The sequence below is a fragment of the Scytonema sp. NUACC21 genome (assembly GCF_054684315.1).
Genome location: NZ_BAAFZH010000097.1, coordinates 192,574 through 208,185, shown reverse-complemented (window position 1 = coordinate 208,185; position 15,612 = coordinate 192,574). Strand labels below are relative to the sequence as shown.

The 15,612-nt window shown below is 42.8% G+C and carries 15 protein-coding genes; 3 read left to right on the top strand and 12 right to left on the bottom strand.

Annotated features, from left to right (window positions below; translation table 11 throughout):
* Positions 1-52: 52 nt before the first annotated feature.
* From ACYRY3_RS29720 to ACYRY3_RS29710, 3 genes are all read right to left on the bottom strand, one after another.
* Entirely contained in the window at positions 53-1,288 is a 1,236-nt protein-coding gene (locus tag ACYRY3_RS29720; RefSeq protein ID WP_460205271.1) for a fasciclin domain-containing protein, read from the bottom strand.
* 431 nt (positions 1,289-1,719) lie between these two features.
* Positions 1,720-2,994, bottom strand: a complete 1,275-nt coding sequence (locus ACYRY3_RS29715; RefSeq protein WP_460205270.1) for an ATP-grasp domain-containing protein — start codon at positions 2,992-2,994, stop codon at positions 1,720-1,722.
* 98 nt (positions 2,995-3,092) lie between these two features.
* Entirely contained in the window at positions 3,093-3,323 is a 231-nt protein-coding gene (locus tag ACYRY3_RS29710) for a hypothetical protein (protein WP_460205269.1), read from the bottom strand.
* Between the two features lie 327 nt (positions 3,324-3,650).
* Between ACYRY3_RS29710 and ispE the strand changes: the two genes are divergently transcribed.
* The 3 genes from ispE to ACYRY3_RS29695 all read left to right on the top strand — a co-directional run bounded on the left by ispE (position 3,651) and on the right by ACYRY3_RS29695 (position 6,219).
* Positions 3,651-4,601 (top strand): 4-(cytidine 5'-diphospho)-2-C-methyl-D-erythritol kinase, encoded by a 951-nt coding sequence (gene ispE / locus ACYRY3_RS29705; RefSeq protein ID WP_460205268.1) that lies wholly within the window; start codon positions 3,651-3,653, stop codon positions 4,599-4,601.
* 39 nt (positions 4,602-4,640) lie between these two features.
* Entirely contained in the window at positions 4,641-4,967 is a 327-nt protein-coding gene (locus ACYRY3_RS29700; RefSeq protein ID WP_460205267.1) for a DUF3082 domain-containing protein, read from the top strand.
* Between the two features lie 487 nt (positions 4,968-5,454).
* A complete protein-coding gene (locus ACYRY3_RS29695; RefSeq protein ID WP_460205266.1) occupies positions 5,455-6,219 on the top strand; it encodes a pentapeptide repeat-containing protein in 765 nt (254 codons plus the stop codon).
* Positions 6,220-6,267: 48 nt separating this feature from the next.
* On the opposite strand, the gene ACYRY3_RS29690 is transcribed toward ACYRY3_RS29695, so the two are convergent.
* The 9 genes from ACYRY3_RS29690 to ACYRY3_RS29650 all read right to left on the bottom strand — a co-directional run bounded on the left by ACYRY3_RS29690 (position 6,268) and on the right by ACYRY3_RS29650 (position 15,591).
* The gene (locus ACYRY3_RS29690) at positions 6,268-7,470 is read right to left on the bottom strand and encodes a glycosyltransferase family 4 protein (RefSeq protein WP_460205265.1); all 1,203 of its coding nucleotides are present in this window, start codon (positions 7,468-7,470) and stop codon (positions 6,268-6,270) included.
* A gap of 116 nt (positions 7,471-7,586) precedes the next feature.
* The gene (locus tag ACYRY3_RS29685) at positions 7,587-8,774 is read right to left on the bottom strand and encodes a phosphoserine transaminase (RefSeq protein ID WP_460205264.1); all 1,188 of its coding nucleotides are present in this window, start codon (positions 8,772-8,774) and stop codon (positions 7,587-7,589) included.
* Between the two features lie 138 nt (positions 8,775-8,912).
* Complete coding sequence (locus ACYRY3_RS29680; RefSeq protein ID WP_460205263.1) at positions 8,913-9,896, bottom strand: phage tail protein; 984 nt, start codon at positions 9,894-9,896, stop codon at positions 8,913-8,915.
* Between the two features lie 3 nt (positions 9,897-9,899).
* Entirely contained in the window at positions 9,900-12,140 is a 2,241-nt protein-coding gene (locus ACYRY3_RS29675; protein ID WP_460205262.1) for a putative baseplate assembly protein, read from the bottom strand.
* 111 nt (positions 12,141-12,251) lie between these two features.
* Positions 12,252-12,668 (bottom strand): GPW/gp25 family protein, encoded by a 417-nt coding sequence (locus ACYRY3_RS29670; protein ID WP_460205261.1) that lies wholly within the window; start codon positions 12,666-12,668, stop codon positions 12,252-12,254.
* A 173-nt stretch (positions 12,669-12,841) separates the two neighbouring features.
* On the bottom strand, positions 12,842-13,027 hold the full coding sequence (locus tag ACYRY3_RS29665) for a pentapeptide repeat-containing protein (protein WP_460205260.1): 186 nt from the start codon (positions 13,025-13,027) through the stop codon (positions 12,842-12,844).
* 206 nt (positions 13,028-13,233) lie between these two features.
* Positions 13,234-14,367, bottom strand: coding sequence for a type III secretion system chaperone family protein (locus tag ACYRY3_RS29660; protein WP_460205259.1), 1,134 nt, complete (start codon positions 14,365-14,367; stop codon positions 13,234-13,236).
* Positions 14,364-14,591, bottom strand: coding sequence for a hypothetical protein (locus ACYRY3_RS29655; RefSeq protein ID WP_460205258.1), 228 nt, complete (start codon positions 14,589-14,591; stop codon positions 14,364-14,366). Before ACYRY3_RS29655 ends, ACYRY3_RS29660 begins: the two co-directional genes overlap by 4 nt.
* Before the next feature lie 109 nt (positions 14,592-14,700).
* Positions 14,701-15,591, bottom strand: a complete 891-nt coding sequence (locus ACYRY3_RS29650; protein ID WP_460205257.1) for a hypothetical protein — start codon at positions 15,589-15,591, stop codon at positions 14,701-14,703.
* Positions 15,592-15,612 lie beyond the last annotated feature (21 nt).

Below are 15,612 nucleotides of genomic sequence, written 5' to 3'. Positions count from 1 at the left end.
AGTTAGTGGTTAGTGGTTAGTGGTTAGTAGTTAGTGGTTAGTGGTTAGGAGGTTATCTTTTGCTTAAGTTGATATTAGGTGGAATTAGCACTTCGTTGACGACATGAATAATACCGTTGCTTGCTGGAATATTGGACTCAATGATTTTCGCGTTGTTCACTGTCACTTGATTGGTTGCAGGATTGATTTGAATATTGACAGGTCTACCCGCAAAAGTTTTTAGCTTTCCAATTGACAGTTCATTTATTTGTCGCTTCCGAGGAACAACGTGATAGGTCAAAATTCTAACAAGTGTTTCTCTATTTTCTGGTTGCTGCAACCACTCTAAAGTGCCTTGGGGCAAATTAGCAAACGCCTCATTAGTTGGAGCAAAAATAGTCAGCGAATTATTCGGATGTTGCAAAATAACTGCTAAACCTGCTGTCTTTAACAAGGAAGTTAGGATAGAAAAGGAATTATTAGACGCAGCAACAGAGACAACATCATTAGGGGTCGTCGAAGTATTTTGGCTCACAGTTGTGCCACCAACAATATATTTAGCGGCTGTAATATTGCTTGGTAGGGGCTGCAACTGTTCCTGCCAAACTAACGCCTGATACAATAGGGCAGCGGCATCGGCACGGGTAAGAGGTTCCAGTGGCTTGAGTCTTTTGACATTAGGATAGTTAACCACTAAGTTGGCTTGTGTTGCAGCTGCTACAGCATCAGCAGCATAGTTTGGGATTGCAGTAGCGTCTGTGTAGTAGTTATTGAGAATGTTTGATGTAGAACCACTTGTTGTCAAACCCAGACCGTTTGCTAAAGCAGCGATCGCTTCAAACTTGCCGACTTGCTGTTTTGGCAAAAACAAATTTGCTGGATAACCGGGCATAAATCCGGTTTCATATGCTTCTTTAATTGCAGAAGCCGCCCGGTCATTGGGAGGAACATCTTTAAATCCACCAGGGCTTAACTGCCGAATCCGCTTTTGCTCAAAAGCTTTTTGAATCATCAAGGCAAATTCAGCCCGTTCTACAGGTTGATTGGGTCTAAAGGTACCATCAGCAAAGCCACTGATAATATTTCTTTCGGCTATGGCTTGAATAAATGGTCGCGCCCAAGAATCGGCTTTGAGATCGGAAAAGGTAGTCGAGGTAGTCACCAACTTTGCAGGTGATGAATTTGTTGTTGGAACAGCCACCTGCCCTGAAGCGGTTGCAGAAATTATTGTAGGAGATACAGTAGCTACTGTCAGTCCAAAAGCTAATAATATACGACTTGCTGATGACCTATGAATCAAACTACACATATAAATGACCTCCAAAAAGAAGTAGGGCAATCCTCAAATTGACTTCTACAGGTAAGAGAGCGATGAGGGACACGAATGCATCACTTAGTATAGAAAGCAGCATTAAAATTGAGTTGTTGCTAACATCACGTAGTTTGCAAGCAATACGCTCTCTTTGCTCGAACCCTACTTAAAAATGAAGACAATGAGGAAGTTGAGTTAGTAAGTTTCTTCAATGGCACCAGTGACTGAACAGGATGTATTTCAAAATTTATTCTAATTAGGATAATTACCTTGTTATCAAAAATCTTAATGTCAAATGAGTAACAAAAAGAAAGGATCTACCCACTACAATAAGATATGGTGGGCAGTGCCCACCCTACGTGGGTTTTAAAAATCAAACAGGATTGCCATAGTAGAAAAGTATTTCATTGAGTTGAAAATCCTTGTAATTAACTTAGCAATTGCAATCCCTTATCCTGCAAGTTCTTCTCAATGTATTGCATTTCCTCAATTGTTTCTCCAGCTACGACCCCAGAAAGTTCGGTATAGATTTCTCCGTATTTGACTTTCTCCAGAGCTGACAAAATAATAAAATCCTTGCGATCTAGTTCTGTTTTCAAAGCGACAAGAATGGAGTCTAATGTACCGGTTATGCGGTAGTCAGTGGCATATTTAGCTACCTCCTTTCCTACCCCTAGTAGAGTAAGACGCTGCAAGCAGAGTGGAGTTGAGCCATTGATGCGGAAATTGGCATCGATCGCATAAAGTTGTCCGTCTTTATCTTCCAACACATCGAAGCCAATCACTCCAAAATAACCCTGCTCGTGAGCATACTGTCCAATAGCTGCAATCATCTTAGAGAATTTGCTCACATCAATCTGACGGTAGTTAATCACCCCTCCTAAATAGTTACCCTCTGGGGTGACAAGTTGGGTTGTAGTACCGATAAAGGCGATCTCTCCCTTCTTGTTAATATAAAACTGTACGCAGTGGTTCTGCACGACATTTTTGACAAACTCCGAGACAATAATCGTATCTAGGAGTTGAATATCGAGATATTTCCTCAATTCTTCAAAGCAGTAATTCAGATCGCTGGTGCTTCTGATAATATAGGTGCCTTCCCCTGAAAGCCCGTGGGACGTTTTGATCAAGTAGGGAAATGTTTCTGGTAATTTAATGTCCTCAAGGCTGAAAGCGTGTAGATTGTAGCTTTCGTATTTCGGACATTGCACCCCCAACTCAGCTAGCGTTACTTTGTTGAGCAAATGGTAGTGCGTTTCTGGATCGACAGCGTGTTTTTCTGCTTTAAGATGATCGAAAGGAAATAGAGTGATGAGTTTGTCAAAACGCGAGCTTTTGCTAAGTTCCTCTAGATAAACCGAACAGTGTATCTTCTCCATGTTGGAGTAGCTGAAGCCAAAATGCTCTTGCCAGTAATTAACCAGCGCCTTTGTTGGCGGAACAATAACAATTCCTGGAATAGCATCGCCCAACACAGCCAGATTTTTCCAAGCTTCCTTCTGGCAAATCTTATCAAAGGGGGTTTTGGTCGCTTCACTACTGCCGTCTTGAAGAAAGAATTTTTTCGTATTGGGGTAAGCAGCCCAACTGGCAGTTGCAGGGTAATTTGGAAGCAGGGCATAGCGTGCATCTGCAACGTCTTGAGCAAATAGATCGGAAAACGAATTTCCCTGAAAGTACTGAAAGTCGTATGTTGAGTGCATAGAAAACTGTTGAATATTCACTAATCAGTGACCAGTTATCAATTTTTAATGGTTACCGGTCACTGTTCGCCGAACGCTAATAATTGATTTTGGTTTGCCTATCCAGCAGTTCGACTTATAATACCTAGTTGACGATCTACAGGATTGGAATCGCTAGTGTTATCGGAAAGCCCTGGAATGGGAACATCTACGTTTTCGTCATCATGAACCGAGTCATTCAAGTCATTCATATTTCCTGACTCTTTTTTATCTAACGAAGGGTCAATGACACTAGGGTCAGAGCTTTCATGAACTGATAAATTAATGAGCTTGCGTGGTTCCTTAGACATTCTTACCTCTTTGCCGAACTTGCATAGACCAACTTATCTAGACAAGTTAAGACTTAAGTAAGTATTGTTCCCTCTAGCAATCGACATAGTCTCAAGGATGACATTTTTCCCAGTTAAACTAAGAGTAGTTCTGCAGTCATCGTCAGGAATTGGTACCCACTTTCTCTCATCTTTATACAAACTTTTACAGCTTTGCCATCATACTTTTTGTGTATCTTGCGATCGCTACAGTACTTTTACCCATTATGCTAGTAAGCTGAAGGAATCATATTACTATCTTTATTGAGATTTACGGTCTCGTTTTACCTCCTAACTCCCAACTTCTATATGCGTAGTTACACCCTAACAGCCCCTGCCAAAATCAATTTGTATCTAGAAATCATTGGCGATCGCCCGGATGGATATCACGAGTTAGTTATGATACTCCAAAGTATCGATTTAGCAGACGAAATTAATTTACAAAGCAATAGTATTGACGCCATCCGCGTTCGCTGCAACAATCCGGAAGTACCGAATGACAGAAGTAACTTAGCATACCGCGCTGCCGAGTTGTTAGCAGTAAAGTTTCCAGACGCATATGCTCAGTACGGTGGTGTGGACATCACCATCAACAAGCGTATTCCCATAGCAGCTGGGTTAGCAGGGGGTTCGGCAAATGCAGCCGCAGTACTGGTGGGAATAGACTTGCTGTGGGACTTGGGGCTGACTCGGGCAGAATTAGAGCAACTCGGAGCGGTGTTAGGTTCGGATGTACCGTTTTGTGTAGGGGGTGGAACAGCGATCGCCACAGGGAGAGGTGAGCAACTTTCTCCCCTTCCTGGGTTAGAGAATACTTACATAGTACTGGCTAAATACCGCAGTTTAGCAGTTTCTACCGCTTGGGCATACAATACCTATCGACAGGAATTTGGGGATACTTATCTCAAAGACACCGAAAGCTTGGCAGCCCGTGCAGCAGCAGTTCATTCTGGATCGATAGTGAAAGCTATCATTAATAAAAACACAACAGAAATTGCTCAAAAGCTGCACAATGATTTAGAGCGTGTGGTGTTGCCAGAATATCCGAAAGTTTTACAACTACGGGAGACATTTGCAGCTGCTGGCGTTTTGGGAACAATGATGTCCGGTTCGGGTCCTAGCGTATTTGCAATTTGCGAGTCTCAACAGCAGGCTGAACAAGTTCAACTTCACGTTAGAGAAGCTATTCCCGATAAGGATTTAGAATTGTTCGTAACTCGCACGATTACCCACGGAGTAAAGTTAACCGTTAACCGTTAACAGCGATCTCATTGATAAATTTTCCGATAAATAGGTTTTATGAGTGAAGAGAATATAAAGCAACAAAAAGAAACTCAAGAGCAAGTACCGCCAACTCCTTTACGCTGCATAACAGGAGCGCTGATTTCAGGGGGACTAACCTATGCATTGTACTTGCTAATGGTTGCCGTAGCTACAACCTATGCCACGAAACCCATTGCGTCCAATAACACACTAGCGGTAAATATTGCTTCTGCCGTGCGTACCTTGATTATAGGTATAACTGCTTTGGGAACGGGGATATTTGGCATAGTGACAATAGGATTGTTGGCGCTAGCAGTGCAGTTGTTGGTGCAACAGTTGACAAAGAAACCCGAACAACAATAGTTTTGAACGATAAATGTTTCGCGCCGTCCCCATTTAAAAATAGTGGGAAAGAATTACATTTTAGATGGGGTAAGCGAAACCAGCATTCCAAGCGTAACCTGCTCTGACTCACTATTTAAAAACCGTAGTAACTTCACCTATACAGTAGGGACAAAAGTACAGGGGAATAAAATCTACCTAAAATAGGTTGCAAGTTTCGTCGTTCGTCTGCCCATCAAACCCAATTAATCGGCTTAAACAATACACAATTGATAGTGCTGCCTACCTTACTTGTGCTGTAGTGTGGGAGTTCCCAAAAGCACTTGCCTTGGCTTGATGGGTCTGCGAGCCAACTTAATCTAAGCTTCGTATATATACAGCAAAATGGCAAGTAAGTTAGCTATTAAATAAGATATATTGACAAAATAGGGAATCAGTTTGGCATCTTACCCGATAGGAATCGATTTAACGACCTTTCATCTTTAGCGAAGTTAAACGTAAAGTTGTGATGGCAAGTAGTGAATTACTGGCTTTACTTTCATTAGGTGTCGAAGCTTGGAACGAATGGCGGGAGAAAAATCCTGAAGTTAAGCCAGACTTGAGCTACATAGAACTTTCGACTACCTTAGATGGTATCAACTTCAGTCATGCCAATCTCAAAGGAGCAAAAATTTACGAAGCCGAACTGCGAAACGCAAATTTAAGCAATGCAGATATGAAAGGTGTCGATTTCAGTATTGCAGACTTAAGTGGAGCTAACTTGAGCCATGCAGACCTTAGTGATAGTATGTTTATGGGGTCAGTGGAGTTTAGTGGAGCTAACTTGAGTGGAGTGAACCTCGCAAGAGCAGACCTTGGTGTGTGTGTCATCGATCGCGGTCTTTTTTTTCGAGCCAGTTTAAATGGAGTCAACCTCAGCCATGCAAATCTCAGTCAGGCTAGTTTGCGATTTGCAGACCTGAACGGCGCAAACCTGCATGGAGCAAATCTCTCTGGGGCAGACCTTTGTGCAGCAGATTTGAAGGGAGCAAATCTTTTTGGAGCAGACCTCAGCTATGCTGATTTGAGAGGAGCAGATTTCAGCTATGCCAATCTTACACATGCAAACCTCATTTATGCAAAGTTGGTAGGCTCACCCAATTTTGAAAAATTAGGTATGTATGACCTCAGTTATCTCAAGGACAGAAATCTCAACTTGAGCAATACCATCCTCAATGGTGCCTATTTACACCCAACGGGTCTCGAATTCATATTGCCCATCTCCATAAATTAATCCATCATATCTTTGCCAATGAATAACTTCTTGAGGGGAGAGTCGCTGTTAAGAGTTCCCTCTTAAAATATTGCCCAATACTGTTTCAATACCGTCAATCATTTTTTCAATACTGAATTTGGATGAAATATGCCGACGACATCTTTCTCCCAGTTGAGCATCTTTCTCTCTCCAATTTATCACTCTACTGAGAGCTTCTGATAAATCTCGTTCATTTCTGGGTTCAAAAAGCCCATTTTGAAACTCCCCTGTCAAACTTTCAGGAATTCCTCCTATTCTGCTGGCTACCACAGGCGTACCACAAGCCATTGACTCAAGAATCGATCTGGGAAAAGGTTCAGACCATTGACTTGCTAAAACTGTTACATCACTAACTTGATACAGACTAGTAGTATTAGTGACATGACCGAGAAATTTTACATGGTTTTCTATTTCCAAATCAGTTGATAGCTTTTCTAAAGATTTTTTGTAGTCTTCCCCATCATTTACAGGATTTCCAGCAATTAAGAGCCTAGTATTAGCATGAGTTTTCCGTAACAAAGCAAAAGCTTTGATTATAGTTTCCAATCCCTTTGCTTTATCTAACCTCCCAACAAAAGAAATGACTCTGATATCTTCAGAAAGATTCCATTCCTTTCTAGTTTTAGAAAAATCATCAGCAGGCTTATAGACTTCTAAGTCCACTCCATTGTATACGACATCAATTATGTCTTTTGAATAGCCGCTATTCACCCAATCCGATTTCGTATAGTTGGAAACTGTAATAAAATGTTTAACGCCCTTTAATCCAACACTCCACTGGTAGCCAAGATTTGAAAACGCGATGAAATCTTTTAAGCCCTTCAAATCCATATTCCAGCGCCATGCAGCCAACTTTTTCCGTGGTGGTGGAAGATGGAGATAACAAACTAAGGGAATATTTTTATATGAAGCGAAAGCAGAACCAAAAGGAGTATCGTGGAATTGATTGCTGAGGACAAGACTATTTTTCTCAAATGGAATATTTCGACTAACCTTCCAAATATCAGCTAAAAAATCAAAAATATACTGGGGTCGATTAATTAAATACCTATTAACTTTTAATACATGGCTGCAAAACTGTTTATACTGCTCCAGGAGATTATCTTCTTGAGTATACAGCAGAGAGACACTGTGCCCTCGCTTGGATAAACCACGGCAAATGTCCAACAGGGCTATCTGTTGTCCACCAAGACGAGAAGAAGGGGCTTGCTCTAAAACAATAAGGTGCATAAACAACGCTCTCCAATTGTTCGGCTTTTATCTCCAGGCTAAAGCGAGCTTAGAGGACGGGCACCAAGCCCATCCCACAAGAAAAGACTTAGAGAATTTTTTCAGAACGGAAATTCCTAAGCGGCGACAACGGCTTTCTCGAAATCGGCTTTAACCGTAGCAAAAGCCCAATCCAACCAGGGTAACAATGCTTCGATATCTGAGGTTTCAACCGTTGCACCACCCCAAATTCTGATTCCTGGAGGTGCAGAGCGATAGGATGCAATATCGTAAGCAACCTCTTTTTGTTCCAGAACTTTAGCAAGTTTCTTAGCAAATTCTGCTTGCTTTTCTGGGCTTAAAGTCGTAAACCAAGAATCAGTAATTTTAAGGCAAATCGAAGTACAAGAGCGTACTTCTGGTTTCTCAGCCAAGAACGCAGCCCAATTGCTTTGTTCAACCCAACGAGCAATTGCTGCCAAGTTTGCTTCACTCCGGCGAATCAACCCTGGAAGCCCGCCGATACTTTCTGCCCACATCAAACCATCGATCGCATCTTCTACGCACAGCATCGATGGCGTGTTGATGGTATCTCCTTTGAATGTGCCTTCAATCAACTTACCTTTTTGTGTTAATCGGAAAAGCTTTGGTACGGGCCAAGCCGGTTGATAGCTTTCCAAACGTTCTACCGCACGTGGTGAAAGCACAATAACTCCGTGCTGGGCTTCTCCACCCAACACCTTTTGCCAAGAATAGGTAACCACATCCAGTTTTTCCCAAGGGATATCCATTGCAAACACAGCAGAAGTGGCATCACAAATGACAAGCCCTTGTCGGTTATCTGGTATCCAATCACCATTGGGTACCCTAACACCAGATGTTGTTCCATTCCACAAAAACACGACATCATGGCTAAAATCAACTTGGTGCAAATCCGGTAAACTGCCATAGGGTGCCTTCATGATGCGAGCATCGGGCAATTTCAGCTCATCGACTACATCCTTCACCCATTCCTGACCAAAGCTTTCCCATGCCAAAATATCTAGGGGCAGCTTTCCCAGCAGTGACCACATCGCCATTTCCACTGCCCCAGTATCGGAAGCAGGAACGATACCCAGACGATAGTCTGAGGGCACACCAAGAATTTTCTTGGAGCGTTCAATGACCTCTGCTAACTTAGCTTTGCCATCTGTGGAACGGTGAGAACGACCCACACAAGCATTGGAAAGTTTTTCCACAGACCAACCAGGGCGTTTTGCACAGGGCCCGGAGGAAAAATGGGGAGTATTGGGTTTAACTGTTGGGGGAGAGAGATGCTCTGACATAGAGTGAACTTAGTGCAGCAGTATGGCATTAGGTTAGCTAGTTTACAGCATACCGAGTTTAGTCTTCAAAATTGTTTACAATTTTTTAGTAGTTTGGGAAAAAAAAATGACAATTAGTGTAACACCTTAGTAAGTATCTCAAGCAGCTGGTAAAGTAACAATGTCCAGTTCGTATGTACAAAAAGCTGGTTTTTGGCGTTCAATAATCTCCCGGACTAATCCTTCATCTATTTGCTCCGGACGCTGAGGACAAAGTTCTACAATAAAATGATATGGACGACCGCCCCCGACCATAGAGTCTTCACCTATAAGTGTTTGCCCGAAAACAAAACCTTGCTCAAAAATTTCTCTAATGTTAATTTGCTCTAGGGGTAAGCCTGTGTAAAGATGCAGGTAGAAGCGCAAGCCGTAACTTGTTCCATGCCAACGGTAAAGGGTGATAGCATTACGAATCAAACGACGTTGCTGCTGTAAAGACCAACGGGGGTCTATCTCCCACCCTACCCAATGAGCAAGAAAAGGAAGCAGGGCTTCTGGTGCTGTTAGGGGATCTAAATACGCCCAGAGAGTATCTATGGTTTGGACTGTGGGGTCAAACGCCTGCTCAAAAATACTTAAGAATCGTCCAACAAAGTCCACTTCGCGGTAAAGTGCAGGCAAGAAATCTAGGTAGGAACTACGAGGACGTACAAATAGGTTAAAAACTTTGTGTCCTACAAGTTGTTGCTCACCTGCTACTTGTGCGTACACATAAATTTGACTCTGATATTGAATGTTTAATTGCGATCGCTCTTGATTTAAAGCAAACTGATTTTCAAAGAAGTTTTCTGGAACATGGAAGGAGATTGCTCCCTCAAACCTCTGATTGGGAGCAATTTCTTCAAAGTCTTCCTGACTCCAGCGACACCAATGAATTGGAAAGTCTCCTTCAATTTCCAGTTTCCATCGCATTGGGCGCTCCCGCAAGTTTTCCAGCACAACCAACATTTCTCCTGGTTCTCCAGGACGTAGCAGCAAATCATTGCGGGCTTGGTCGATGTTGCTACCCTTTGAGGCTAAAGCTGTTTGAACCGCTTCTGGCGGTTGCATAGAGGTGAGGAAGAGCAAGAGCGACTCTTTCATGAACTAATCCCTGAATTCAATGATGTGACCTGCTTGCAGTTCAGTGTTGTCATCTTCCCAAGAACAAACAAGCCCCAATGGACCTGGGTCGATCTCTGGTTCTGGTATGTCTGCACGCATCCAGTCACCATCGTACTGACGCAACCCAAATAACTCCACAATTCCTAAATATCGCACACCGGGAATTTGTTGACACACGGCAACTATATCTGAAGGATACACTGAGCGACCCAAATTCCAACCTTTTCCTTCGATACCACCAACCAGAGGATTCAAAAAGCGGTATAAGGCAATCAGCAATGCCGTGCGAATTTCCTCGCGAGTGTGGGGATTATTATACTTTGGTTCTAGTATGACCTGAGTTCTGACACTAACCCCAACATATTCTGGTTCCTCTAATTTAACTTGCACGCCCAAAGGCTTGCGAGCGCTCATGTAATCCAAAATTTCTGTTTTGAATTCATGGGAAAGGGTAAATTTTTCTGGGTTCATTCCACGACGAAAAGCAATCCCATCCTTATCAGTACCAGGTACAATGAGCAAGCGCACAATTCCTGCTGTGGTGTGTTCTTTTGATGTGAGGCAATAAGCGCGAGCAACTGACGCCGATGCTTTCATTGCGACTCTCTCAAAATCTTCTGGGGTAACAGCTGACTCACGGGTACGCAGCAGTTGAGGGACTCTAATCGCGGCTTGTTCCAGTGATTCCGCGTCTATTCCTCCACTGGCATCTTGATAGTTGACAACTCTTTTAACATAAGGAATAGAATTTCTTATGACAGTGAGTTTCTCTGCTTTGACGTTACCGTTGCTACCTCCACCTGTGCGGTATGCTACCATATACACCTCAGAGCCTGGAGGCGGAACTTTACCATATTGTCGCTCAAGGGCTACATTCCCCGCATTCTCAACAGATGGCGGGATGTAAGTTGCTAGGTTAAGGTTATTTGCTCTGCCGTTCTCCCTTTTGACAATTCTACCAACAGGTTGCTCCCTTACACGTTGTTGTGTCATTTGTTTGAGTTGGCTGGGTTCTCGAATCAGCGGTCCAAATTGGACTATGCCAGTTTGAGAATCGATGATATAGTGTTCTTCATCAGCACCAGATTCGGCAAAATCTTGAACCTCTTGCCAAGGCTCCCAGTCTTGCCAGTTTTCGCTTCTTTCACCAGGCAGTCTCACCCGAATGTGTTCATCTGCTTTTCGCTCCAGGATAGGTTGCGATCGCAATTCAAATGTCTGACCTGCTTTACCATTGCTTACCCCCAACAATTCATTTTCCACCCGGATACACTGAGTTGCATTGACTGCTCCTCCAATAGCGCGGACAGCCAAACCTACTATACTGGGTGAGCTACTATAGCTGGGTTGCGCTTCTTGAAGATGTGTGTATACGCACCGTATCCAGTGACCGATGTAACTCGTGTTGAAGTCAGCTACAGGCAATTGCTGGGGTAAATGGAGAATCACGTCTGCTCCTTCCAATGGTTGTGCTATTTCACTAAAGCTGAAACCTTTGGTTTTATCGTCATCTTTCACTCGTAAAATATCCTGCCAATATCTACCATTCCAAGCTTCCCATTTGCGCGGGGGGTCGTTGGGGTTAATGCCAGTGGTTCTGGCGGCTTCTCCTTTGAATGTTAATGTAATCACATTACCTGCTATGGAATTTTCTAGATCTGACAAGACCAGATAGAAGCAGTTACCAGGTATGGATTGCTCAAACAGCAGGGTTTCTTCTATGTTCTGCCATTGACCATTGCTAGGGGTACGATCGCGAAGTTCTCGGGGTGTCTCTTCTTCTGTATCTGCTGTTAGGAAGTAATTGATTTGCGGATTTCCAATGACCAGTTCTCTGTCTGTCGTAAAAATAATTGCTTCTTCAGTTTCCGTTCGCACCGTAGCAACTTCCGTAGCAAAGGGTATTCTAACTTCTTGATTTTGGGGTCCAGTTAGATAAAATGTGAGTTCGCACGTTGCAGGCTCCGGAGGGTTGAGGCGAATTCCCAGCAATTCCAGAAAAGCGACATAATTGCGCCGGGGAACTTGATTGAACCTCATTAACATTTGATCTGTTAACCACGCGAACAGTTCAATTAAGGTAATTCCCGGATCGCTAGGGTTGTGGTTTGTCCACTCGGGACAGTAGCGAGGGATGCGGAGGATGCACTCTTCTACTAAGTCTTTGAAGGTGCGATCGTCTAGGTTTGATTTTGGTAGCTTGGGTAAAAATTCAAAGTCCATTTTTAGTCATTTGTTATTAGTCATTAGTCATTTGTTATTAGTCATTAGTTATTGGTCATTAGTCATTTGTTTTTTTTACTAATTCCTGACCCCCGAGCGCTAACCCCTAACCTATTCTCGTGACTCTAAATAAAAGGGATAAACCAAGCTACGAATATCAGGACTGTTCTTGGGTTGGTATTCTATAATAATATCTACTTTGCCTCGAATGGGGTCTGGATCGGTACGTACTTCTTTAAGAATGATACGCGGTTCCCACATTTCCAATGCTTCTTCTACGTACAGACGGATGAGCAGTAGGGTTTGAGTATTCAGTGGCTCAAAAACTAGCTCAGATAACCGTGAGCCAAAATTTGGTCTGTAAACCCGTTCTCCTAAGTCTGTGCGGAGGATAATAATAATAGACTCTTCAATATTCGGTGCATCGGCACTAATTTGGATACCTCCCTGTACGTTCACTTGTAACGGGAAAGCCAATCCTGCACCGATGTAGTCTGGTTCTTGGAGATAATCGATTTCTTCAGGCATATTATTATGTATTCTTTTTGCCTGGACGATATATTCTACTCTATTGTAGATACTTTTTCTGCTAGGTTAAGATATGTTTCCTATCTGGGCGATCGCACTACACTGACGCTCAGGAAACTTTGCTACTTACATCAGCAAATTCTTGAAAAAAACTTCCTATTCCCTTAAGCATTTCAGACTCCGGGGTCGAATAATGCATCTTTTACCAGGGTGTCGTCCCAGTTTACTCCATCTAGTTTTGCCTCTCGAAAGTCAGCCAGGGAGACATCTCCTCCTGAAAGGTTAGCTTGAGTTAGGTCAGCTTTATTGAAAGTTGCTCCTATGAAGCTTCCGCCCCGTAGGTCAGCCAATGATTTCAACCTTGTTTCCTCCCTTGTTGTCCACGTCAAGTCTACCCAATCGATTTGTTTTGCCGTAGCATACAGTTAGCTTACAACATCAGCCGCTTAAACTAACAGTGATTTTATGCTCTTGAATGCCTGCCTGTTCTCTTTGGGAATCGAATCAAGGATGTATCGCTCAAACTCTAGTTGTAAGTTTTGATTCACTTACTTCTAATCAATGTTTACTCTGAAAGAGTTTCGGGTATAGATTCAATTTGAGCTATAGCTTTTTCTGCCTCTACGTCACCATTAATAACAGAAATAATTCCAGGTAAATATTCATCCATCATCATGACGTTGGTGTAAACTAAATTTTTGATGAGCGTAAAGCTGAGGCTCTCACCTGCAACATTAATGCCAGTTTTATAGCGAATTTCGCCATCAGTGAAGTCGAGTTCAAAGTTGCCAATCATCATGCCGTAGTTGGCACGGGTCAGGAATTCGGCAACTGCAAGGCGTTTGTCTTGTGAAGCGGTGATAGGACACAGGGAGTAGAAGACAAATTGCTGTTGTTCCTCCCTAGCTTTGGCGTAGCAAGTCCATTCGCCGTTTTGTCCTTGGAATGCCATGCTTAAAATGGGTTCGCCTTGGAGTTTGGTAAATTGCCAGTCGTCTTCTGTAAAGAAGTTGAGCATTTGTTCAAGGATGGTTTCGCTAGAGGTTGCAACTTGGGAAATGGCTTCAATGCTAGTATCGGCGAATTCGTTGAAAAGGTTGCCGACTTCTTCCAATATTTGGGAAGTAGCTTTTTCGGTGAGGGTGCCAAGGTTAGCTTCTGCCCAGTCAGAAAAGAAGCTGGTGAGGGCTTGGGCGATTTCAGTTTCGGTGATGGTTCCACCGGCGATGGCGGCAGGGTTGAGGGTTGCCCAGAGGGTAGTGTAGCCAACTTCGCCATGTTCTTGTTGTTGGGTAACGGAGAGGGCAAGCCAGTTTTCGGTATAGAGGAGGCGGTGGTTGGGATTTTCTTGGCTAAGTTGAAGGAGGTAGTTGGCGGCTTCCTCAGCTGTAGTGACGTGGGGAGCTAGCTCGGGGAGGAGATCGGGTTTGAGAGTAGCTTCAATTGTAATATTAAGATTTTGTTGAAATTTTTCACTTGAAAAAAAGCTATGAATCTCTGGCTTGAGATTAAACAAAGCTTCTACCTCGATACGCTTATAAAACTCTACATTTGCTTGAAACGTAAGACGAAATTCAATAAATTGATTATTTTCTTCGCTGACAGATAAAGCGAAGCTATATATATTTATAGGAGACTGGGATGAATTGTAAAGGCTCAACTGAGCGTTTATTTGGTATTTATTTTTTTTTATAATCATTCGCTTATAGATAAACCTGCTTCAATATGTAGTTCTTCCAAATGGTCTGATTTAAACATTACGTTTAACTTGCCACCAGACAGCGTACTCCAACCATAAAAGAAACTTTGACGCTGTGTAAATTGAGCAGTGTTGTAAAGTTGGCGAGATGCTGTAGTCATCTCCTCACAATAAGGAAACCACTCGTGGGAGTGTTTAATTGTGTGCTTTTCTACATTTTTCATCAACGCAACTGAATCTGTGAATTTCTACCTAAAATCATTATAAGGTATTTGAATATATTTGTATTTAAAATCAAATATTAATCATCAGTTTTTGACTGTAAAGTTGCGACTATTTTCTCAGTTTTTCTCTTAGCTTGTCTTTGCTCGTAAAGTCTGGCCGCAAACGAGGTGATACTCGTGCAGATGCAATAACTTCTTTGGCTTGAGACTGTTTTTTTTCCAACTCAGTAACGAACTCCTGTCTAAGGAAAGCTTCAACTGGAGTTGGAGTACTTGCCACCATCACTGCTGGTTTATTTCCCTGAACCTGAACCCAGAGGCGATGACTTTTACCCTTGGCATTGAATTTGATAGTTTGACCAATTTCACCATCCTGAAGTTTGCCGTCCTTGCGCTCCTTGTTGTCCTTACCCTTATCCTTACTGAAGCCAAGTTTATTACCGACATCCTGAAGTTTTTTCTTGCCCCGTTCTTTCAGATCTTGGAGTTTAGCTTTACCCTTGTCCTTCCAATCTTGAACTTTCTTTATACCACGAGCATTCAAATCCTTTGTCTTGGCTGCACCAGCTTTAACCTTTTGCCCAAACTTAGTTTTGCCAAGCTTTCCACCCAGTTTCTTTGCAAAAGCGCTCACCTTACTCAGTACCCAATTAATCGCAGTATCAATTAGTCCTCTAGCTTTCTCAAGCAAACCGCGAACTTTACCACTAACCCCACCCAAACCAATCAAACTTGCCAAGAAGCTAATTACAACTGGTAACGCTTTCGACAACGCACCTTCAACTAATTTTGCAGCAGTTCCTATTGCTCCATCTGCGATCGCGCTCACCGAATCTAGCACTGCATTAACCAAAGCGGCAATTTGACTACCCCGCTCCACAAAGAACATAATCACATCAATGATTAGTTTGCAAGCACGGACAAAGGCAGAAGCTGGGTTAAGTAAACTTAATACCCATGTCACCCCAGCAGTAATCGTCACTGCACCGCCAGATTTCATACTAAGGTTAGCGGTTGCGGT